Raw genomic sequence first — 23,557 nt, 5'->3', positions numbered from 1 at the left:
TACTGATTTAAGTGTTGGTGCTACGTTTGTAGTTTCGCTTAGAGATGAAGTAAACGGAGGATATCAAAAACCATTTAGGAGGAACTATATTATGTCAGTAATTTCTATGAAGCAATTGCTTGAAGCTGGTGTTCATTTCGGACATCAAACTCGTCGTTGGAACCCAAAAATGAAGCGTTACATTTTCACAGAGCGTAACGGTATCTACATCATCGACTTACAAAAAACTGTGAAAAAAGTTGAGGAAGCTTACAGAACGATGCGCGACATCGCTGCTGAAGGTGGAGACATCTTATTCGTAGGTACTAAAAAACAAGCACAAGAAGCTATTAAAGAAGAAGCAACTCGTGCTGGTATGTACTTCGTTAACCAACGTTGGTTAGGCGGAACTTTAACAAACTTCCAAACAATCCAAAAGCGTATCAAGCGTCTTAAAGACATCGAAAGAATGCAAGAAGATGGTACTTTCGAAGTACTTCCTAAGAAAGAAGTTGTTCAACTTAAAAAAGAGTTAGAGCGTCTTGAGAAATTCTTAGGCGGTATTAAAGATATGAAAGGTCTTCCAAGTGCATTATTCGTAGTAGACCCTCGTAAAGAGCGTATTGCAGTTGCTGAAGCACGCAAATTACACATTCCAATCATCGGTATCGTTGATACAAACTGTGATCCAGACGAAATCGATCACGTTATCCCAGCAAACGATGATGCAATTCGTGCTGTAAAACTTCTTACATCTAAAATGGCAGACGCGATCCTTGAAGCAAAACAAGGTGAAGAAACTGTTACTGCGTAACAAAGTTGGAAAGGTGATAAGGGGTTCGGCCTTTTATCACCTTTTTTAAGGTATAAACACCTTTATAAAAGGTATAAATACATATTTTAGGAGGATGAAAAATATGGCAATCACTGCTCAAATGGTAAAAGAATTACGTGAAAAAACTGGCGCAGGTATGATGGACTGCAAAAAAGCTTTAACAGAAACTAACGGCGACATGGAGAAGGCAATTGACTTCTTACGCGAAAAAGGTATTGCGAAAGCTGCTAAAAAAGCAGACCGCATTGCTGCTGAAGGTTTAACTTTCATCGAAACAAACGGTAACGACGCTTTAATCTTAGAATTAAACTCTGAAACTGATTTCGTTGCGAAAAACGAAGGTTTCCAAGCACTAATTAAAGAATTAGCTGCTCACTTATTAACTAACAAACCAGCTAACGTTGAAGAAGCTATGGCTCAAACAATGGAAAACGGTAAAAACGTTGAAGAGCACATCAACGAAGCAATCGCTAAAATTGGTGAAAAACTTACACTTCGTCGTTTCGAAATCGTATCAAAAACTGATGCAGATGCATTCGGCGCTTATCTACACATGGGTGGACGCATTGGTGTATTAACAGTTCTTGAAGGTTCTACTGATGAAGCTGCTGCTAAAGATGTTGCAATGCACATCGCTGCAGTTAACCCTAAATACATCGACCGCGATGCTGTAACAGCTGAAGAAGTTGAGCATGAGCGTCAAGTATTAACACAACAAGCATTAAACGAAGGCAAGCCTGAAAAAATCGTTGCAAAAATGGTTGAAGGCCGTCTAGGCAAATTCTTCGAAGAGATTTGCTTACTTGACCAAGCATTCGTTAAAAACCCTGATATGAAAGTTCGTCAGTTCGTTGAGTCTAAAGGCGGAACATTAAAAGGATTCGTTCGCTACGCTGTTGGTGAAGGTATCGAAAAACGCGAAGACAACTTTGCTGAAGAAGTAATGAACCAAGTAAAAGGTAGTAACTAATACAGATTAGGGAACACATTGTGTTCCCTTTTTTAAAATAAAGATGTAAGCAATTGGAGGTTCATTATGAGTAAACCGAAATATAATCGTGTCGTTTTAAAGCTAAGTGGAGAAGCTTTAGCTGGAGAGCAAGGATTTGGAATTAATCCAACTGTTATTAAGTCAGTTGCAGAACAAGTAAAAGAAATTGCAGAACTTGATGTAGAGGTTGCTGTTGTTGTTGGTGGCGGTAACATTTGGCGTGGGAAAATTGGAAGTGAAATGGGCATGGATCGTGCAGGAGCAGATTACATGGGCATGTTAGCTACAGTTATGAATTCATTAGCTCTTCAAGATAGCTTGGAGAATATTGGAATCCAAACTCGTGTACAAACTTCAATTGAGATGCGTCAAGTGGCAGAGCCTTACATTCGCCGTAAAGCAGTTCGTCACTTAGAGAAAAAACGTGTTGTTATCTTTGCAGCAGGTACAGGTAATCCATACTTCTCTACAGATACAACAGCAGCATTACGTGCAGCGGAAATCGAAGCAGACGTTATTTTAATGGCAAAAAATAATGTGGATGGCGTATATAGCGCAGATCCATCTATTGACCCAACAGCTACGAAATACGAAACGCTTACTTACTTAGATGTATTAAAAGAAGGTTTAGGTGTAATGGATTCTACAGCTTCTTCTCTATGTATGGATAATGATATTCCATTAATTGTATTCTCAGTTATGGAAAAAGGTAATATTAAACGTGCCGTTTTAGGCGAAAATATTGGAACAGTTGTAAGGGGGAAATAAATATGGGACAACAAGTATTGAAGTCTTCAAATGAAAAAATGGAAAAAGCAGTTGCTGCTTATTCTCGTGAATTAGCAACAGTTCGCGCTGGTCGTGCAAGCTCGTCTGTATTAGATAAGGTACAAGTTGATTACTATGGTGCACCAACACCAGTTGTGCAATTAGCGAACATTACAGTTCCAGAAGCACGTTTACTTGTAATTCAACCTTATGATAAAACTTCTATCGGTGATATCGAAAAAGCAATTTTAAAAGCAGATTTAGGCTTAAACCCTTCTAATGATGGAACTGTAATTCGTATTGCATTCCCTGCATTAACAGAAGAGCGTCGTCGTGATCTTGTTAAAGTTGTGAAAAAATATGCTGAAGAAGCAAAAGTAGCTGTTCGTAACGTACGTCGTGACGGAAATGATGATCTTAAGAAGCTTGAAAAAGCTGGCGAGATTACAGAAGATGATTTAAGAGGATATACTGAAGATATCCAAAAAGAAACAGATAAATATATTGCAAAAGTTGACGAAATCGCAAAAAACAAAGAAAAAGAAATCATGGAAGTGTAATAGCGATAACTTCGCAAATATGACCCTCTTCTTAAGGGGGTCTTTTTACACTTTTAGGCATACGTCTGCTTGTTGGAGGGTATGAATGATGTTTAAAAACTTTCCTTTTTTTAAAGGTAAAAAGGACACATCGTTTGATCATCTCGTTGAAGAAGTGAAAAAAGGATATATCCCAGAACATATTGCCATCATTATGGATGGGAATGGAAGATGGGCAAAGAGGAGAGCAATGCCTCGTATTGCGGGACATCATGAAGGTATGCAAGTTGTAAAGAAAATTACAAAATTTGCAAGTAAACTTAATGTGAAAGTGTTAACTCTTTATGCTTTTTCAACTGAGAACTGGAAAAGACCGAAAAAGGAAGTTGATTATTTAATGAAGCTTCCAGAAGAATTTCTAGGTACATTTTTACCAGAATTGATTGAAGAAAACGTACAAGTCCGAGTAATAGGGCAAAAAAATCGTCTTCCTACGCATACACGCAGAGCGATGGAGAAAGCCATGGAAGATACGAAAGAGAATACGGGATTAATTCTTAATTTCGCGTTAAACTATGGAAGTCGAGATGAAATCGTTTCTGCTGTGCAACATATGATGAAAGATAATGAGGAAGGAAAAATTCGTTCTGAAGAGGTAAGTGAAGAAATGATTTCCTCCTACTTAATGACGAGTTCTTTACCCGATCCAGAGTTGTTAATCCGAACAAGCGGAGAGCTACGTATTAGTAATTTCATGTTATGGCAAATTGCATATTCGGAGTTTTGGTTTACGGATGTGTATTGGCCAGACTTCAAAGAAGAACATTTGCTAAATGCGATTACTGACTTTCAACATAGAGGGCGCAGATTCGGAGGCGTGTAGAAAGAGAGGGTTTGGTAGTGAAACAGAGAATTATTACTGGAGTGGTTGCTGCCGCGCTATTCATTCCCATCGTAATATACGGTGGCGTGCCTTTTACGGTTTTAGTGTATGCACTTGCTTCTATAGGTTTATATGAATTAATTCGTATGAATAAGCTTACGCTTATTTCAGTACCGACAGTTTTAGCTGCAGTATTATTGTGGATTCTTTTAATTCCAAGTAGTGCATCAGAACTGTTTACATGGATTGGATTAGGTAAATTGGAAATCACATTTGTGATTGTTTTATTACTTTTATCATATACAGTCCTTTCTAAGAATACATTTACTTTTGATAATGCTTCATTTTTACTAATGGCAACGACATATGTGGCAATGGGATTCTTATATTTAAATGAAACGAGAATATTAGGAATTAAATATGTGTTTTGTGCATTATTTGTTATATGGGCTACTGATTCAGGCGCATATTTCGTAGGAAAAGCATTAGGCAAGAGAAAATTGTGGCCAGAAATTAGTCCAAATAAAACGATTGAAGGTTCATTAGGCGGCATCGTTTGTGGAATTATTGTGGCACTTGTTTACAACGTGTTCTTCCCAGTCGAATCGAATGTAGTAATTTTAATTGTGCTGACAATTATCATTTCTATTTTTGGACAAATTGGTGATTTAGTACAATCTGCTTTTAAACGTCATTATGGCGTAAAGGATTCAGGTACAATTTTACCTGGGCATGGTGGTATATTAGATCGAACAGATAGTTGGTTATTCGTTTTACCAATTCTCTACTTCTTATTACAATACAATTAATAAATGAACGAGGGGTTGGAGTCATGAAAAACATTAGTTTATTAGGTGCAAGCGGATCGATTGGTACACAAACTTTAGATGTATTACGCTCGCACCCAGACCAATTCCGTCTCGTTGCTTTTTCTGTAGGGAAAAATATTGACTACGCAGTAAAGGTAATTCAAGAATTTTCTCCGCAAATCGTCTCTGTGCAAAGAGAGGAAGATGTTTTAAAATTACAAACTGTTTCTGGTAATACAAAAATTGTATATGGTAGTGAAGGACTTTTAGAAGTAGCATTACATCCAGATGCGGAGATTGTAGTAAATGCTGTTGTAGGTAGCGTAGGGTTGTTACCGACACTTCGTGCGATTGAGGCGAAAAAAACAATTGGAATTGCAAATAAAGAAACGTTAGTAACTGCAGGACATCTTGTAATGGAAGCAGCGCGAAAACATAATGTTTCGTTACTTCCAGTAGATAGTGAACATTCGGCTATTTTTCAATGCTTGAATGGTGAAAATGAAAAAAGAATTTCTCGTCTTATTATAACGGCTTCTGGTGGAAGTTTCCGTGATAAAACGAGAGATGAATTGCATCATGTGACCGTAGAAGATGCGCTTCGACATCCAAACTGGTCAATGGGTTCGAAAATTACAATTGATTCTGCTACAATGATGAATAAGGGACTAGAAGTAATTGAAGCACATTGGCTTTTTGGTATCCCTTATGAGCAAATCGATGTTGTTTTACATAAAGAAAGTATTATCCATTCTATGGTTGAATTTGAAGATCGTAGTGTAATGGCGCAGCTTGGTTCACCTGATATGCGAGTACCAATTCAATACGCACTTACATATCCTGATAGATTGCCTCTTTCAGACACAAAACAGTTAAACTTATGGGAAATAGGGACGTTGCATTTTGAGAAAATGGACCAAGAACGATTCCGTTGTTTACGTTTTGCGTATGAAGCTGGAAAAGCTGGTGGAAGTATGCCAGCTGTAATGAACGCAGCGAATGAAGTAGCTGTTGAAGCTTTTTTACAAAAGAGAATTGGTTTCTTAACAGTGGAAGACCTCATTGAAAAAGCAATGAACCATCACAATGTCATTGCACGTCCGAGCTTAGAGGAAATTCTGGAAATTGATGCAGCCACAAGACGGTTTGTGATGGAACAAATTTAGCAAAGGTGGTTATGGAATTGAATACAGCGATTGCCTTTATATTAATTTTCGGTGCACTCGTATTTTTCCATGAGCTAGGGCATCTATACTTCGCGAAAAGAGCAGGCATTTTATGCCGCGAGTTTGCGATTGGTTTTGGTCCGAAAATATTCTCATTTGAAAAGAATGAAACGGTGTATACGATTCGATTACTGCCTCTGGGTGGCTATGTAAGAATGGCTGGCGAGGATGCAGACACAGTTGAGTTAAAGCCAGGGAAAAAGGTTGGCCTTGTGCTAAATGAAAAAGACGAAGCTGTGAAATTAGTTTTTGATGGATATGAAAAATATCCAAATGTTCGTGTTATTGAAGTCGAACAAGCTGATTTAGAGCATAATCTAACGATTTCAGGCTATGAAGAGTATGAGGAAGAGCTTCAAACATTCCGAGTGAATGAAAAGGCTCGCATCATTACTGCTGGAGAAGAAATTCAAATTGCTCCATATAACAGGCAATTTGGCTCTAAAAAATTGGGTCAACGCGCTTTAACAATCTTTGCGGGTCCTGCAATGAACTTCATTTTAGCATTTGTTATTTTTGTGATTCTTGGATTTGTACAAGGGGTTCCTATTGACAAACCAATGGTCGGAAAAGTGATGGATAATAGTGCAGCACAGCAAGCTGGCCTGAAAGAGAATGATACAATTCAAGCGATTGATGGGAAAAACACAAGTACATGGAAAGATGTTGTTACTATTGTACGTGAAAACCCGAATAAAGAAATTACGTTACAAGTAAAGCGTGATAATGAACAGTTTAATGTGAAAGTAACGCCAACACTTGATAAAGAAGGAAAAGACGAAGTTGGTAGAATTGGTGTTTATTCTCCTGTAGAGAAAACAGTAATGGGTTCTATTAAATCAGGATTTGAACAAACGTACCAATGGACGAAACTAATTTTTGAATCTCTTGTGAAATTAGTAACTGGTCAATTTTCTATTAATGAGTTGTCAGGTCCAGTAGGAATTTATAATCTAACAGATCAAGTTGTAGATTATGGATTTACGCGTGTACTAAGTTTAGCGGCAGTTCTAAGCATTAATCTTGGTTTATTTAATTTATTACCAGTTCCTGCTTTAGATGGTGGCCGTTTATTCTTCTTCTTAATTGAAGCGTTACGAGGGAAACCAATTGACCGTCAAAAAGAAGGAATGGTTCATTTTATTGGTTTTGCATTATTAATGTTATTAATGTTAGTTGTAACATGGAATGACATTCGTAAGTTTTTCTTGTAAAATAGAATGAAACTAATAATGAAATAGAGCTCGTAGAATAAAATCCCTCACCTAATTCGAGGTGAGGGGTTTTACTGCGTGTAAGAGTAAAATGAAGAGGTGCAAATAAATGAAACAAAGTATGGTATTCAGTCCTACATTACGTGAAGTTCCAGCTGATGCTGAAATTAAGAGTCATCAATTATTACTTCGCGCAGGTTTTATGCGTCAAAATGCTTCTGGTATTTATAGTTTTCTACCATTTGGATTAAAAGTATTACACAAAGTAGAACGTATCGTTCGAGAAGAAATGGAGCGTGCAGGAGCTGTAGAATTATTAATGCCAGCTATGCAAGCTGCAGAATTATGGCAAGAATCAGGTCGTTGGTATTCATACGGATCTGAATTAATGCGTATGAAAGATCGTAACGCTCGTGAATTCGCATTAGGAGCGACACATGAGGAAGTAATTACGGATCTTGTGCGTGATGAAGTGAAATCATATAAAAAATTACCGTTAACATTATACCAAATTCAAACAAAATTCCGTGATGAGCAAAGACCTCGTTTCGGTTTATTACGTGGAAGAGAGTTTCTAATGAAAGATGCATACTCTTTCCATGCTACACAAGAGAGCTTAGATGAAGTATACGATCGCTTATATAAAGCATACTCTAACATTTTTGCTCGTTGTGGCTTGAATTTCCGTGCAGTTATTGCTGATTCTGGAGCAATGGGCGGAAAAGATACACATGAATTTATGGTATTATCTGATGTTGGTGAAGATACAATTGCATACTCTGACACATCTGATTATGCAGCAAACATCGAAATGGCTCCTGTTGTAGATACGTATACGAAGAGTGACGAAGCAGAAAAAGCTCTTGAAAAAGTAGCAACACCAGACCAAAAAGCAATTGAAGAAGTATCTGCATTCTTAAACATTGCAGCTGACAAGTGCATTAAGTCTATGGTATTTAAAGTAGATGAGAAATTAGTAGTTGTACTTGTTCGTGGTGATCACGAAGTAAACGATGTGAAAGTGAAAAATGTATACGGCGCTTCAGTTGTTGAGCTTGCTTCTCATGAAGAAGTAAAAGAATTATTAAATTGTGAAATTGGTTCATTAGGGCCGATTGGTGTAACAGGTGATATTGAAATTATTGCTGATCACGCTGTAGCATCAATTGTTAACGGATGTTCAGGAGCGAACGAAGAAGGATTCCATTATGTAAATGTAAATCCAGAACGTGACTTTAAAGTAAGTCAATATACAGATTTACGCTTCATTCAAGAAGGAGACCAATCTCCAGATGGAAACGGAACAATTCTTTTCGCACGCGGAATTGAAGTTGGTCATGTATTCAAATTAGGAACTCGTTATAGTGAAGCAATGAACGCGACATTCCTAGATGAAAACGGAAAAACACAACCACTTATTATGGGTTGTTACGGTATCGGTGTATCTCGTACAGTGGCAGCAATTGCAGAGCAGTTTAACGATGAGAACGGCTTAGTTTGGCCAAAAGCTGTAGCACCATTCCATGTGCATGTAATTCCAGTAAATATGAAATCTGATGCACAACGTGAAATGGGTGAAAATATCTACAACTCATTACAAGAACAAGGCTATGAAGTGTTATTAGACGATCGTGCAGAACGTGCAGGTGTTAAGTTTGCAGATGCAGATTTATTCGGTCTTCCAGTTCGCGTTACAGTTGGTAAAAAAGCAGACGAAGGTATTGTAGAAGTGAAAGTACGTGCTACAGGTGAGTCTGAAGAAGTAAAAGTAGAAGAACTTCAAATATATATTACAAATATTTTAAAATAAGAAGAGGTACCTCGTAATGGGGTACCTTCTCTTTCTTTGTAAACGTATTTTGTAAAAGAAGAAGGAAGAAATCTTTCTTTGTAAACGTATTTTGTAAAAGAAGAAGGAAGAAATCTTTCTTTGTAGTACGTTTCAATTTATAATAGCAAATGGAAGGAGAGTGCTTATGTCTTTAACAAATGAACAACAAGAGCGATTTCAAATTTTGCTCCAGCAGTTGCAAATACCAGACGACCTTATAAATCAATATTTACAAGGCGGTGGTATTGAAAGGCTCGTTATTGATAAAGCGAATAAAAGTTGGCATTTTGATTTACAAGTGCCACGTATTTTGCCTACAGAATTATATGAATTGCTAGAAACAAAGCTTAAGCAATCATTTTCTCATATTGCAAGAACAACATTTGCATTAGAAACAGAGAATAAACAATTTACAGAAGAAGAAGTAAGGGCGTATTGGCCACTTTGTACGGAACGAATTACATTTTCACCCATGTTCGCGTACTTAAAGAAGCAACTTCCGCAGGTGAATGGAGTGAAGTTGTTAATAAATGTAAATAACGAGTTGGAGTCTACTGCTTTAAAGAAAAACGTTGCGAAACCAGTGGGGGATCAATACGAAGTTTTTGGATTCCCGCGTTTCCAGTTAGACACACATATACAGCAAAATGCAGAAGAAATGCAAAAGTTTCGTGAGCAAACTCAGCAAGAAGACCGCGAGCGTGTTATACAAGCTATGGAAGAAATGGCGAAGAAGCAAGCTGAAGAAAGTAGCGTTGTGCATGAAGGACCGATTACACTCGGGTATCTTATTAAGCCGGATGAAGAGATTACACCGATGCGAGAAATTCAAGATGAAGAAAGAAGAAAAACGGTTCAAGGATATGTCTTCCATGTAGAAACAAAAGAGCTTCGTAGTGGGCGTACGTTATTAACTTTAAAAATAACGGATTATACGGATTCTATTATGATCAAAATGTTCTCGCGTGACAAAGAAGATATTCCAATGCTGCAATCCTTGAAAAAAGGAATGTGGGTGAAAGCGCGTGGTTCTGTTCAAAACGATACATTCGTTCGAGATTTAGTAATGATTGCAAATGATATTAATGAAATAACAGGGCCGTCTCGTAAAGATAAAGCGCCAGAAGGCGAAAAGCGTGTAGAACTTCATCTTCACACTCCGATGAGCCAAATGGATGCTGTTACTCCTGTTTCTAGGCTTGTTGCCCAAGCTGGTAAATGGGGACATGAAGCTATTGCGGTTACAGACCATGCTGTGGCTCAGTCGTTCCCGGAGGCATATTCTGCGGGGAAAAAAGCTGGAGTTAAAGTTATATACGGTGTAGAAGCGAATTTAGTTAATGATGGTGTACCGATAGCGTATAACGAGGCGCATCGTTTACTTGCGGAGGAAACGTATGTTGTTTTCGATGTTGAGACGACAGGTTTATCAGCTGTATACGACACAGTCATTGAGTTGGCTGCCGTAAAAGTAAAGGGTGGCGAAATCATTGATCGCTTTGAATCTTTCGCAAATCCACATCAACCATTATCAGCGACGATTATTGAATTAACAGGTATTACAGATGATATGTTAACTGATGCACCAGAAGTGGACGAAGTGTTTAAAAAATTTGAGGAATGGATGGGTGACCATACACTTGTTGCCCATAATGCAAGCTTTGATATGGGCTTTATTAACGTAGGTTTTAAAAAGGCTGGGTTAGAAAAAACGAATAACCCCGTTATTGATACGTTAGAACTTGCACGATTCTTATTCCCAGAAATGAAAAATCATCGATTAAATACGATGTGTAAAAAACTTGATATTGAATTAACGCAACATCACCGTGCGATTTATGATACAGAAGCGACGGGATATTTACTTGTGAAAATGTTGAAAGATGTAATTGAAAAGGGATTTGAATATCACGATCAATTAAATGATAGCATGGGACAAGGGGATGCGTATAAGCGTGGCCGTCCAAGTCATATGACGTTACTTGCCACATCAGATGTTGGGTTGAAAAATTTATATAAACTTGTTTCATATTCTCACCTTAATTACTTTTACCGTGTACCACGAGTACCGAGGTCACTATTAAAAAAATACCGTGAAGGAATTTTAGTAGGAACGGCTTGTGATAAAGGTGAAGTATTTGAGGCAATGATGCAAAAAGCTCCTGAAGAGGTAGAAGAAATTGCGCAGTTCTATGATTACATTGAAGTAATGCCTCCAGAGGTGTTGCGTCATTTAGTAGAGCGTGAACTCGTTCGAGATGAAGGACAATTAAAAACAATTATCTCTAACTTAGTAAAACTAGGTGAGACGTTAGATAAACCAGTTGTCGCTACAGGGAACGTGCATTACTTAGATCCAGAAGATGCAATGTATCGTAAAATTTTAGTTAGTTCACAGGGCGGGGCAAATCCGTTAAATCGACATTCATTACCGCCAGTACATTTCCGTACAACTGATGAAATGCTAGAGTGTTTTTCATTTTTAGGTGAGGACAAAGCGAAAGAAGTTGTTGTAACGAATACACAAAAAGTTGCGTCATTAATTGGTGATGTTCGTCCGGTAAAAGATGATCTATATACACCGAAAATTGAGGGTGCCGATGATGAAACACGTGATATGAGTTATAAAATGGCACGCAGTATATACGGTGAAGAACTACCAGAAATTGTAGAGGCTCGCTTAGAAAAAGAATTGAAAAGTATTATTGGACATGGATTTGCCGTTATTTATTTAATCTCACATAAGCTTGTGAAAAAATCGTTAGTCGACGGATATCTAGTAGGTTCGCGTGGTTCAGTAGGTTCATCGTTCGTTGCAACGATGATGGAAATTACAGAAGTAAACCCATTACCACCACACTATGTCTGTCCAAAATGCAAGCAATCTGAATTCTTTAATGATGGTTCGGTAGGCTCTGGTTTCGACTTACCAGATAAAGATTGTCCGACATGTAATGTGGCATATGTAAAAGATGGACATGATATCCCATTCGAAACGTTCCTTGGATTCAAAGGAGATAAGGTACCTGATATCGATTTGAACTTCTCCGGGGAATACCAACCACGTGCACATAACTATACGAAAGTACTGTTCGGTGAAGATTATGTATACCGTGCTGGAACGATTGGTACAGTTGCGGAAAAAACAGCTTATGGATATGTAAAAGGTTATGCAAATGATCACAATTTAACAATTCGGAATGCAGAGATTGACCGCTTAGTAGCGGGATGTACAGGGGTAAAACGTACAACTGGACAGCATCCAGGTGGTATTATCGTTGTGCCAGATTACATGGATATCTTTGATTTCTCCCCAATACAGTTTCCTGCTGATTCAATTGGTGCTGAGTGGAGAACAACGCATTTTGACTTCCACTCGATTCATGATAATTTATTGAAACTTGATATACTAGGACACGATGATCCGACCGTTATTCGTATGTTACAAGATTTAAGTGGTATTGATCCGAAAACAATCCCAACGGATGATCCAGAGGTAATGAAAATTTTCTCTGGTCCAGAAACGTTAGGGGTAACGGAAGAACAAATTAACTGTAAAACAGGTACACTTGGTATCCCAGAATTCGGTACGAAATTCGTAAGACAGATGTTAGAAGAGACAAAACCAACGACATTCTCAGAATTGGTCCAAATTTCTGGGCTGTCACATGGTACTGACGTATGGCTGGGTAATGCAAATGAGTTAATTTATAACGGTACATGTACGCTGAGTGAAGTTATCGGTTGTCGTGATGACATCATGGTATATTTAATCTATCAAGGTTTAGATCCATCATTAGCCTTCAAAATCATGGAGTCGGTTCGTAAAGGTAAAGGTGTACCGGAAGAATGGGAAGATGACATGAAAGGTAATAATGTACCAGGTTGGTATATTGATTCATGTAAGAAGATTAAATATATGTTCCCTAAAGCCCATGCGGCTGCTTACGTACTTATGGCTGTGCGTATCGCATACTTTAAAGTACATTTTGCACTTTTATTCTATGCGGCATATTTTACAGTCCGTGCAGATGATTTTGATGTAGAGGCGATGGCGAAAGGTTCAGCATCTATACGTGCAAGAATTGATGAAATTGCTCAAAAGGGACTCGATGCTGCGCCGAAAGAGAAGAGTTTATTAACGGTACTAGAAATGACACTTGAAATGTGTGAGCGTGGATACTCATTCCAAAAGGTTGATTTATACCGTTCGCATGCAACGGAATTTATTATTGATGGGGACTCATTAATCCCTCCGTTTAATGCAGTGCCTGGTCTTGGTACGAACGCAGCCTTAAGTATTGTGGAAGCGCGCAAAAATGGAGACTTCTTATCAAAAGAAGACTTACAGCAACGAAGTAAGGTTTCGAAAACAATTATTGAGTATTTAGATAGCCAAGGTTGTTTAGGAGATTTGCCGGATCAAAACCAATTATCACTGTTCTAATAGGTAGGAAAAGTCTTTGCAAATCAATATTTGCTATGGTATACTATAAACCGAGATAACCATGTCATGTATATTTTGTGAAAAAGAGAGTGGGGAAACCCACTCTTTCGTGTTACTATCTACATTTTATTCATGTAGATAGTAAAGACATTTCTGTCGTATATACATATTTTGTTACAAGTTTTACTTCTTAAATTTGGTAATACTAAGACAGATATTCCCTGCTTAACGGCAGGGGCTTTTGTTAGCTAACGAGAAAGAATAAGATAGACCGTCTTTATGAACGGGATCTTTTCTTGTAAATGGTACATGGCGGCAGGAAGGAGGCTGTTTATGGATAAGAAAGTCACAGAAGTTGTAGAAGCATTTGCGCAGCCAATCGTTGAAGAGTTAAATCTTGAACTTGTAGATGTAGAGTATGTGAAAGAAGGACAAGACTGGTTCTTACGCGTATTCATCGATTCTGAAAAGGGAGTCGACATTGAAGAATGCGGTGCGGTAAGTGAACGTTTAAGCGAAGCTTTAGATAAAGAGGATCCAATTCCTCACCTTTACTTTTTGGATGTATCATCTCCTGGAGCAGAACGCCCATTAAAGAAAGAGAAAGACTTCCAGCAAGCGGTAGGAAAACAAGTGGCAATAAAAACATATGAGCCGATTGATGGCGAAAAGATGTTTGAAGGAAAGTTACTTTCCTACGACGGTACTACAATTACACTACTATTAACAATTAAAACACGTAAAAAAGAAATCCAAATTCCAATGGATAAAGTTGCAAATGCGCGACTTGCTGTTACGTTTTAGTAAGAAGGGGGATCTTCATGAGCACTGAGTTGTTAGATGCTTTGCTCGTATTAGAGTCAGAAAAAGGTATTAGTAAAGATATTATTATTGATGCGATTGAAGCAGCGTTAATCTCTGCTTATAAACGCAATTTTAACCAAGCACAAAACGTTCGTGTGAGCTTTAACCCAGAAGTGGGAACAATTCAAGTTTTAGCACGTAAGGACGTTGTTGATAATGTGTTTGATCCACGTCTTGAAATCTCTGTAGAAGAGGCAAGACAAATTAATCCAAACTACCAAGATGGCGACGTACTAGAAATTGAAGTAACGCCAAAAGATTTTGGTCGTATTGCAGCGCAAACTGCAAAACAAGTTGTAACACAACGAGTTCGTGAAGCAGAACGTGGTGTTATTTACTCAGAATTTAGTGATCGTGAAGAAGACATTATGGTTGGTATTGTACAACGCCAAGATGCTCGTTTCATCTACGTAAGCTTAGGTAAAGTAGAAGCTTTATTACCTGTAAGTGAGCAAATGCCAAATGAGCAATATAAGCCACATGATCGTATTCGCGTATTTATTACAAAAGTAGAAAAGACAACAAAAGGACCACAAATTTACGTATCACGTACACATCCTGGTCTTTTAAAACGTTTATTCGAAATGGAAGTTCCAGAAATTTATGATGGAACTGTAGAAATTCGCTCTGTAGCGCGCGAAGCAGGAGATCGTTCTAAAATCTCTGTGCATGCAGAAAACATTGATGTTGATCCAGTTGGTTCTTGCGTAGGACCGAAAGGACAACGTGTACAACGTGTTGTAGATGAACTAAAAGGTGAAAAGATTGACATCGTTCGCTGGTCAAATGATCCAGTTGAATATGTTGCAAATGCTTTAAGCCCATCACAAGTTGTTAAAGTACTTGTAGATGAAGATGAAAAAGCAACAACTGTTGTTGTTCCAGACCACCAGCTATCATTAGCTATCGGTAAGCGTGGACAAAATGCGCGTCTTGCAGCTAAATTAACAGGCTGGAAAATTGATATTAAAAGTGAGTCTGATGCGAAACAACTTGGAATTGTAACAGAAGAAGATAGCGTAATCGCATTCGGATTCGATTCAGTTGAAGACGAAATCGAATAGAGGTGATGAGTATGAGCAATCGAAAAGTTCCGTTACGAAAATGTATCGCGACGCAAGAGATGAAATCAAAACGAGAGCTCGTTCGCATTGTTCGTTCCAAAGAGGGCGAAGTGTCTATTGATTTATCTGGAAAAAAATCAGGACGAGGTGCATATTTGTCAAAAGATAAAGAATGCATTATGCAAGCCCAAAAGAAAAACATTTTGGAACATCATCTAAAAGCGAAAATCGACAGTTCTCTGTACGAAGAGCTTCTTGAGCTTGTTGAGAAGGAGTCGAAATAAGTGTCCGATTGGAAATCGTTTTTAGGACTAGCAAATCGCGCTCGAAAAATCATTTCGGGTGAAGAACTCGTTTTAAAAGAAGTACGAAGTGGTAAAGCAAAGCTCGTATTGCTTTCTGAAGATGCGTCAGCGAACACTACTAAACGTATCACTGATAAAACGACGTACTACAACGTACCAATGAAAAAAGTCGAAAATCGACAACAATTAGGGCATGCGATTGGGAGAGACGAGCGAGTCGTTGTAGCTGTGTTAGATGAAGGCTTTGCGAAAAAGCTACGTAGCATGCTCGATACAAATTACCGGGGGTGAAGGTATGAGTAAAATTCGAGTACATGAATATGCAAAAAAAAATAATATCTCAAGTAAAGATCTTATGACAAAACTTAAAGAGATGAATATCGAGGTTTCGAATCATATGACAATGTTAGAAGATGAAGTAGTAAATAAATTAGATAATGAATATAACACTGGAGCGGAAAAACCTTCTGTTGCAGATGAGTTTGAAGTAGAAGAGAAAGTTGTTCGCAGTAAAAAGAACAGCAATAAGAAAAAGAAAAAAGGCAAAGGAAATGAAGACAAACGTCAAGATAACTTTGCTGGAAGACAACAAACGCAAATAGTAGAAACACCAGATAAAATCACTTTCTCTGGAAGCCTTACAGTAGGTGAACTTGCTAAAAAGTTAAGTAAAGAGCCATCTGAAATTATTAAAAAGCTCTTCATGCTTGGAATTATGGCAACAATTAACCAAGACTTGGATAAAGATACAATTGAGTTAATTGCTACTGATTACGGTATTGAAGTAGAAGAAGAAGTAGTTGTAAGTGAAACTGAGTTTGAAACATTCATTGATGAGCAAGATGATGAAGAAAACTTAAAAGAGCGTCCAGCTGTTGTTACGATTATGGGACACGTTGACCATGGTAAAACAACATTACTTGACTCAATTCGTAATTCAAAAGTAACTGCTGGCGAAGCGGGTGGAATTACTCAGCATATTGGTGCATACCAAGTTGAAGTAAATGATAAGAAAATTACATTCTTAGATACGCCTGGTCACGCGGCATTTACAACGATGCGTGCTCGTGGTGCGCAAGTAACTGATATTACAATCCTTGTTGTTGCAGCTGATGACGGTGTTATGCCTCAAACAGTTGAAGCGATTAGCCATGCAAAAGCAGCTGGAGTACCAATTATTGTTGCTGTGAATAAAATGGATAAACCAGCGGCGAATCCTGATCGTGTAATGCAAGAATTAACAGAATATGAATTAGTTCCAGAAGCTTGGGGCGGAGATACAATTTTCGTACCAATTTCTGCAATCCAAGGCGAGGGAATTGACAACTTGCTAGAGATGATTCTTCTTGTAAGTGAAGTAGAAGAATATAAAGCAAACCCAAATCGTTATGCAACGGGTACTGTAATTGAAGCACAGCTTGATAAAGGTAAAGGAACTATCGCGACATTATTAGTTCAAAACGGTACACTTCGAGTTGGAGATCCAATCGTTGTTGGAACTTCATTCGGGCGTGTTCGTGCAATGGTAAGTGATATTGGTCGTCGTGTAAAAGTTGCTGGTCCATCAACTCCTGTTGAAATTACAGGTTTAAATGAAGTACCACAAGCTGGAGATCGTTTCATGGCATTCGCTGATGAGAAGAAAGCTCGTCAAATCGGTGAATCACGTGCACAAGAAGCGTTAGTTGCACAACGTGGTGAGAAATCTAAATTAAGCCTTGAAGATTTATTCCAACAAATCCAAGAGAGCGATGTAAAAGAAATCAACTTAATCGTAAAAGCAGACGTACAAGGTTCTGTTGAAGCGATGGCAGCGTCACTTCGTAAAATTGATGTTGAAGGCGTAAAAGTTAAAATCATTCACACTGGTGTAGGTGCGATTACAGAATCTGATATCATTTTAGCTTCTGCATCTAATGCAATTGTAATTGGATTTAACGTACGTCCGGATGTGAACGCGAAGCGTACAGCTGAATTAGAGAACGTTGATGTTCGCTTACACCGCATTATCTACAAAGTAATCGAAGAAATTGAATTAGCAATGCAAGGTATGCTGGATCCAGAATTCGAAGAAAAAGTAATCGGTCAAGCGGAAGTTCGTCAAACATTCAAGGTAACAAAAGTTGGAACAATCGCAGGTTGTTACGTAATTGACGGTAAAATTACACGCGATAGTGGCGTTCGTATTATCCGCGATGGTATCGTAATTTTCGAAGGACAACTTGATACGTTAAAACGTTTCAAAGACGACGTAAAAGAAGTTGCACAAAACTATGAGTGTGGTATTACAATTGAAAGATATAATGACCTTAAAGAAGGGGACATCATTGAAGCATACGTTATGGAAGAAGTGAAGCGATGATTGTCGCTTCACTCTCATTCGAGTGTATGATTTACGATGTGCATTCTTTAAAAGAGAAACGGGCAATTTTGCAACGAGTGCTAACTCGTGTGAAACAGCGCTATAATGTAGCTGTTTCTGAAGTTGGGCATCAAGATGTATGGCAACGTACAGAAATTGCGGTTGTTTCCGTATCCTCAAATCGTGTTATCTGTGAAAAAGAAATGAATCGTGTACTGGAGTACATCGATTCATTTCCTGAAATTGAACGTACGATAACACAATTGGAATGGTATTGAATGAGGTGAAGAGTTATGAAATTACGTGCAAACCGTGTAGGCGAGCAAATGAAAAAAGAATTAGGCGACATCATTAGTCGTAAAATTAAAGACCCACGTATCGGATTTGTTACAGTAACAGATGTACAAGTGAGTGGTGATTTGCAAATTGCCAAAGTATATATTTCTGTTTTAGGTGACGAAGAACAGAAAGAAAATACGTTAAAAGGTTTAGCGAAGGCAAAAGGCTTTATTCGTTCAGAAATTGGCCAACGTATTCGTCTTCGTAAAACACCGGAAATTACCTTTGAGTTTGATGAGTCTATCGGATATGGTCATCGAATTGATACACTTTTACATGAAATTAATAAAGACGGTAAACGTGAAGAATAATGGATAGACATTTGTCTATCCATTTTTTCAATGCAAAATAAGTTTTGGATATTTACTACGAAAGAATTATGATGAGGTGAACATATATGGAAGGTGTAGTATTATTACATAAGCCAAAAGGCATGACATCACATGATTGTGTATTTAAATTAAGAAAGATATTGCGAGAAAAGAGAATTGGTCATACGGGAACATTAGACCCAGATGTAACGGGAGTATTACCACTTTGTGTGGGGAGAGCAACGAAGATTGCACAATTTTTAACAAGTGAAACGAAAACATATGAAGGTGAAGTAACATTAGGGTTTTCAACAACAACAGAAGATGCATCTGGTGAAGTTGTGGAGAAACAAGATGTAAACCGTGTTATTACACGTAAAGAAGTAGAAGAGGTACTAGCGGAATTAACAGGTACGATTGAACAAATGCCACCAATGTTCTCAGCTGTAAAAGTAAACGGGAAAAAATTATATGAATATGCAAGAGCAGGACAAGAGGTGGAACGTCCAGTTCGTACAATTACGATTCATGAATTCGTATTACTTGATGACCGTGAAGTTTTTGAAGGAGAAAATATTTCATTCCGTTTCCGTGTAACGTGTAGTAAAGGAACATATGTAAGAACGTTAGCGGTAATGATCGGGGAGAAACTTGGTTTCCCATCACATATGTCTCACCTTGTAAGAACGGCATCTGGTGAATTTTTATTAGAAGATTGCATATCATTTGAAGAAATTGAAGAAAACGTGCAAAATGGAACAGTAGAGTCTATCTTCATTTCAATTGATGAAGCATTAAGTAAGTTTCCAAAAATGGTTGTAGATGAAAAGCAAGCAGAGAAAATCAAGAATGGTATGTTCTTAAAGAATGAATTAGAAATAACAGCACCATTTATTACAGTGTTTGATAAAAATGATCGTTGCTTAGCAATTTATGAACATCATCCGAAACATCCTGGCATGTTAAAGCCAATGAAAGTACTTGTGAATAATCAAGAACTAAAGCTATAATGAATTATTGGAAGGATTATTACAGAAAAAGGTGAATTCAAGCGTGAAACTTATTCATTTAACTCATCCACATGAACAAAATAAATTAGAATTACCACCTACTGTAATGGCATTAGGATTTTTTGATGGCATTCATTTAGGACATCAATGTGTAATTCGAACTGCGAAAAAAATAGCGGACGACCGAGGATATAAAAGTGCAGTTATGACATTTCATCCTCATCCATCTGTTGTTTTAGGGAAAAAGGATGCGCATGTGGAGTATATTACACCAATGCGTGATAAAGAAAAAATAGTCGAAAGCTTAGGAATCGATATATTATATGTGATTAAATTTGATGAATCATTTGCAGGGTTATTACCACAACAATTTGTAGATGATTATATTATTGGTTTAAATGTAAAGCATGTAGTAGCAGGGTTTGATTATTCATATGGACGTTTAGGAAAAGGAAAGATGGAGACTTTACCATTTCATGCAAGAGGGGAGTTTACACAGACTGTGATTGAAAAAGTTGAATTTCAAGAAGAGAAAGTAAGTTCTACAGCATTACGAAAGTTAATTCGAAATGGCGAAATGGAACAAATTCCATCTATTTTAGGTAGAGCCTATACTGTAGCGGGAACAGTTATACACGGCGACAAACGTGGGCGTCAAATTGGTTTTCCAACAGCTAATGTAGGTTTAAGTGATGAGTATTTATTGCCACCTGTAGGTGTTTATGCAGTGAGATTAAAAGTTCACGATGAATGGTACGATGGTGTATGTAATATTGGATATAAACCGACTTTTAAAGAAGATGAGCGTCAATTATCAATTGAAGTGCACTTATTTGAATTTAACAAAGATATATACGATCAAAATGTTACAGTAGAGTGGCATATGCGTATAAGAGAAGAGAAGAAATTCAATGGCATTGATGAGTTAGTTGAACAAATCGCAAAAGATAAGAAAACAGCACAAGAATATTTTGCGAGCGAAAAGAATATACTTGCTTTTTCAAATGAAAAGTAGTATTCTATGTTATGTACTTTATGACAACCATTGCTTGGCATTGCGACTCACCGACGCTTGCTAGGTAATTGGGGGTTTAATTAATAGGAGGTGAAATAGGATGGCTTTAACACAAGAGCGTAAAAATGAAATCATTGCACAATTTAGAACTCATGAGACTGATACTGGTTCTCCAGAGGTTCAAATTGCTGTCCTAACGGAGCAAATTAACACTCTAAACGAGCACTTACGTACTCACAAGAAAGATCATCATTCACGTCGTGGTCTATTAAAGATGGTTGGTAAACGTCGTAATTTACTAACTTACCTTCGTAATAGCGATATCACACGTTACCGTGAATTAATCACAAAGCTTGGCTTACGTCGATAGTCAAAGAAGCGGGAATATTCCCGCTTTTTTGTTAGGTAAAAATATATCTTCTACGCTTTATAGCTTACTTAATTTTAGGCAATACTAGAGGTAGAATATTGTGATATACTATCCATTTACATAGAAGAATTGAATACTTTAAATTGAGAGGGGTACTTAAATGAGTCAAGAAAAGCAAGTCTTCTCGATAGATTTAGCTGGTCGCCAGCTAACAGTTGAAACTGGTCAGCTTGCCAAACAAGCGAACGGAGCAGTATTAGTAAGATATGGCGATACAGCGGTTCTATCTACAGCAACTGCATCAAAAGAAGCTAAAAATGTAGATTTTTTCCCACTTACAGTAAACTATGAAGAGCGTTTATATGCAGTCGGAAAAATTCCTGGCGGTTTTATTAAGCGTGAAGGTCGTCCAAGTGAAAAAGCAATTTTGGCAAGTCGTTTAATCGACCGTCCAATTCGTCCGCTATTCGCAGATGGTTTCCGTAACGAAGTACAAGTTGTCAGCATTGTAATGAGTGTTGATCAAGATTGTTCTTCTGAAATGGCAGCTATGCTTGGTTCTTCATTAGCGTTATCGATTTCAGATATTCCATTTGAAGGTCCAATCGCTGGTGCGACAGTTGGTCGTATTAATGGCGAATTCGTTATTAATCCAACAGTAGAACAGCAAGAACAAAGTGATATCCACTTAGTTGTAGCTGGTACGAAAGATGCGATTAACATGGTTGAAGCAGGAGCAGATCAAGTGCCTGAAGAAACAATGTTAGAAGCAATTATGTTTGGTCATGATGAAATTAAACGTTTAATTGCATTCCAAGAAGAGATTGTACAAGCTGTAGGTAAAGAGAAATCAGAAGTGAAACTTTATGAAGTTGACGCTGATCTTAATCAAGCTGTACGTGAAATGGCTGAGAAGGATATGCATTCTGCAATTCAAGTACATGAGAAACATGCACGTGAAGATGCAATTAACGAAGTGAAAAAGCGTGTAATTGAGCATTACGAAGCTGAGGAAGCTGACGCTGATACATTAGGACAAGTAAATGAGATTTTATATAAAATTGTAAAAGAAGAAGTACGTCGTCTTATTACAGTTGAAAAAATTCGCCCAGATGGCCGTAAAGGTGACGAAATCCGTCCTTTAGCATCAGAGGTTGGTATTTTATCTCGTACACACGGTTCTGGTTTATTCACACGTGGACAAACACAAGCATTAAGTATTTGTACATTAGGTGCATTAGGCGATGTGCAAATTTTAGATGGTCTTGGTGTAGAAGAATCAAAACGCTTTATGCACCATTACAATTTCCCATCATTTAGTGTTGGTGAAACAAGACCGATGCGTGGACCAGGTCGTCGTGAAATTGGTCACGGTGCACTAGGAGAGCGCGCACTTGAGCCTGTAATTCCATCTGAAAAAGATTTCCCATACACAGTACGCCTTGTATCTGAAGTATTAGAATCAAATGGTTCTACTTCACAAGCAAGTATTTGTGGTAGTACTTTAGCAATGATGGATGCGGGTGTTCCACTTAAAGCTCCAGTTGCAGGTATTGCAATGGGTCTGGTTAAATCTGGTGAGCATTACACAATTTTATCTGATATTCAAGGTATGGAAGATCATTTAGGTGATATGGACTTTAAAGTAGCAGGTACAGCACAAGGTGTAACTGCGCTGCAAATGGACATTAAAATCGATGGTTTATCACGTGAGATTTTAGAAGAGGCATTACAACAAGCGAAAATTGGTCGTGTGCACATTCTAAATCATATGTTATCTGTTATTGCAGAGCCACGTACTGAATTATCAGCTTACGCTCCAAAGATTATTACAATGACAATCAACCCAGATAAAATCCGTGACGTTATTGGACCAAGCGGTAAACAAATCAATAAAATTATTGAAGAAACTGGCGTTAAAATTGACATCGAGCAAGATGGTACAGTATTCATTTCATCAATAAATCAAGAAATGAACGACAAAGCTAAGAAGATTATCGAAGATATCGTTCGCGAAGTACAAGTAGGTGAGATCTACGAAGGAAAAGTGAAACGTGTTGAGAAATTTGGTGCTTTCGTTGAATTATTCAGCGGTAAAGATGGATTAGTTCATATTTCTGAACTTGCACTTGAGCGTGTAGGTAAAGTAGAAGACGTTGTGAAAATCGGTGATGTAATTACAGTTAAAGTTATCGAGATTGACAAGCAAGGTCGCGTAAATCTATCTAGAAAAGTATTGCTAAAAGAAGAGCAAGAAAAAGAAGCTGCTAAAGAAGAAAACAAACAAGAGCAGCAATAAGTAAAAGCCAGTTAAACTGGCTTTTTTTGTTATGTAAAGAACATGATGTTCATATATTTTTATGTCGGTATAGGTATAGTTTTCATTATAACGCTC

The 23,557-nt window shown here is 37.7% G+C and carries 21 protein-coding genes; all 21 read left to right on the top strand.

Annotation, left to right across the window (positions count from 1 at the left end):
* Positions 1-91 precede the first annotated feature (91 nt).
* Entirely contained in the window at positions 92-793 is a 702-nt protein-coding gene (gene rpsB / locus CQ064_RS20125) for a 30S ribosomal protein S2 (protein WP_000111485.1), read from the top strand.
* Positions 794-896: 103 nt separating this feature from the next.
* Positions 897-1,784, top strand: coding sequence for a translation elongation factor Ts (gene tsf / locus CQ064_RS20120; RefSeq protein WP_001018577.1), 888 nt, complete (start codon positions 897-899; stop codon positions 1,782-1,784).
* Between the two features lie 66 nt (positions 1,785-1,850).
* On the top strand, positions 1,851-2,573 hold the full coding sequence (gene pyrH / locus CQ064_RS20115; RefSeq protein WP_000042669.1) for a UMP kinase: 723 nt from the start codon (positions 1,851-1,853) through the stop codon (positions 2,571-2,573).
* A gap of 2 nt (positions 2,574-2,575) precedes the next feature.
* Positions 2,576-3,133 (top strand): ribosome recycling factor, encoded by a 558-nt coding sequence (gene frr, locus CQ064_RS20110; RefSeq protein WP_000531505.1) that lies wholly within the window; start codon positions 2,576-2,578, stop codon positions 3,131-3,133.
* A gap of 85 nt (positions 3,134-3,218) precedes the next feature.
* The gene (gene uppS / locus CQ064_RS20105) at positions 3,219-3,995 is read left to right on the top strand and encodes an undecaprenyl pyrophosphate synthase (RefSeq protein ID WP_000971298.1); all 777 of its coding nucleotides are present in this window, start codon (positions 3,219-3,221) and stop codon (positions 3,993-3,995) included.
* Positions 3,996-4,012: 17 nt separating this feature from the next.
* Positions 4,013-4,804 (top strand): phosphatidate cytidylyltransferase, encoded by a 792-nt coding sequence (gene cdsA / locus CQ064_RS20100; RefSeq protein ID WP_000813592.1) that lies wholly within the window; start codon positions 4,013-4,015, stop codon positions 4,802-4,804.
* 23 nt (positions 4,805-4,827) lie between these two features.
* A complete protein-coding gene (gene dxr, locus CQ064_RS20095; protein WP_000790379.1) occupies positions 4,828-5,970 on the top strand; it encodes a 1-deoxy-D-xylulose-5-phosphate reductoisomerase in 1,143 nt (380 codons plus the stop codon).
* 17 nt (positions 5,971-5,987) lie between these two features.
* Positions 5,988-7,244, top strand: coding sequence for an RIP metalloprotease RseP (gene rseP / locus CQ064_RS20090; RefSeq protein WP_001090233.1), 1,257 nt, complete (start codon positions 5,988-5,990; stop codon positions 7,242-7,244).
* 109 nt (positions 7,245-7,353) lie between these two features.
* Entirely contained in the window at positions 7,354-9,054 is a 1,701-nt protein-coding gene (locus CQ064_RS20085; RefSeq protein ID WP_000814316.1) for a proline--tRNA ligase, read from the top strand.
* A gap of 166 nt (positions 9,055-9,220) precedes the next feature.
* Positions 9,221-13,522 (top strand): PolC-type DNA polymerase III, encoded by a 4,302-nt coding sequence (locus tag CQ064_RS20080; RefSeq protein ID WP_000060002.1) that lies wholly within the window; start codon positions 9,221-9,223, stop codon positions 13,520-13,522.
* A gap of 333 nt (positions 13,523-13,855) precedes the next feature.
* Complete coding sequence (gene rimP, locus CQ064_RS20075; protein WP_000359095.1) at positions 13,856-14,326, top strand: ribosome maturation factor RimP; 471 nt, start codon at positions 13,856-13,858, stop codon at positions 14,324-14,326.
* A 17-nt stretch (positions 14,327-14,343) separates the two neighbouring features.
* A complete protein-coding gene (gene nusA / locus CQ064_RS20070) occupies positions 14,344-15,450 on the top strand; it encodes a transcription termination factor NusA (RefSeq protein WP_000102598.1) in 1,107 nt (368 codons plus the stop codon).
* A gap of 11 nt (positions 15,451-15,461) precedes the next feature.
* Positions 15,462-15,734 (top strand): RNase P modulator RnpM, encoded by a 273-nt coding sequence (gene rnpM, locus CQ064_RS20065; RefSeq protein ID WP_000071125.1) that lies wholly within the window; start codon positions 15,462-15,464, stop codon positions 15,732-15,734.
* Entirely contained in the window at positions 15,735-16,046 is a 312-nt protein-coding gene (locus CQ064_RS20060; RefSeq protein WP_001286522.1) for a YlxQ family RNA-binding protein, read from the top strand.
* 4 nt (positions 16,047-16,050) lie between these two features.
* Positions 16,051-18,117, top strand: a complete 2,067-nt coding sequence (gene infB, locus CQ064_RS20055) for a translation initiation factor IF-2 (protein WP_000036347.1) — start codon at positions 16,051-16,053, stop codon at positions 18,115-18,117.
* Positions 18,114-18,395: a DUF503 domain-containing protein gene (locus tag CQ064_RS20050; RefSeq protein ID WP_000634350.1), complete on the top strand. Its 282-nt coding sequence runs from the start codon at positions 18,114-18,116 to the stop codon at positions 18,393-18,395. The genes infB and CQ064_RS20050 overlap by 4 nt, the downstream gene beginning before the upstream one ends.
* A gap of 15 nt (positions 18,396-18,410) precedes the next feature.
* Entirely contained in the window at positions 18,411-18,767 is a 357-nt protein-coding gene (gene rbfA, locus CQ064_RS20045) for a 30S ribosome-binding factor RbfA (protein ID WP_000776437.1), read from the top strand.
* 86 nt (positions 18,768-18,853) lie between these two features.
* Positions 18,854-19,777 (top strand): tRNA pseudouridine(55) synthase TruB, encoded by a 924-nt coding sequence (gene truB, locus CQ064_RS20040; protein ID WP_000399362.1) that lies wholly within the window; start codon positions 18,854-18,856, stop codon positions 19,775-19,777.
* A gap of 43 nt (positions 19,778-19,820) precedes the next feature.
* Positions 19,821-20,792 (top strand): bifunctional riboflavin kinase/FAD synthetase, encoded by a 972-nt coding sequence (gene ribF / locus CQ064_RS20035; protein ID WP_000766703.1) that lies wholly within the window; start codon positions 19,821-19,823, stop codon positions 20,790-20,792.
* 100 nt (positions 20,793-20,892) lie between these two features.
* Entirely contained in the window at positions 20,893-21,162 is a 270-nt protein-coding gene (gene rpsO, locus CQ064_RS20030; protein ID WP_001229392.1) for a 30S ribosomal protein S15, read from the top strand.
* 160 nt (positions 21,163-21,322) lie between these two features.
* Complete coding sequence (pnp, locus tag CQ064_RS20025; protein ID WP_000076745.1) at positions 21,323-23,461, top strand: polyribonucleotide nucleotidyltransferase; 2,139 nt, start codon at positions 21,323-21,325, stop codon at positions 23,459-23,461.
* Positions 23,462-23,557: the final 96 nt, after the last annotated feature.

This window comes from Bacillus sp. MYb78, from assembly GCF_002975115.1.
In the GTDB taxonomy this organism is placed as follows: Bacteria; Bacillota; Bacilli; order Bacillales; family Bacillaceae_G; genus Bacillus_A; species Bacillus_A cereus.
The sequence above is the reverse complement of the archived record's forward strand: the minus strand, read 5'-3'. Positions and strand labels throughout refer to the sequence as shown.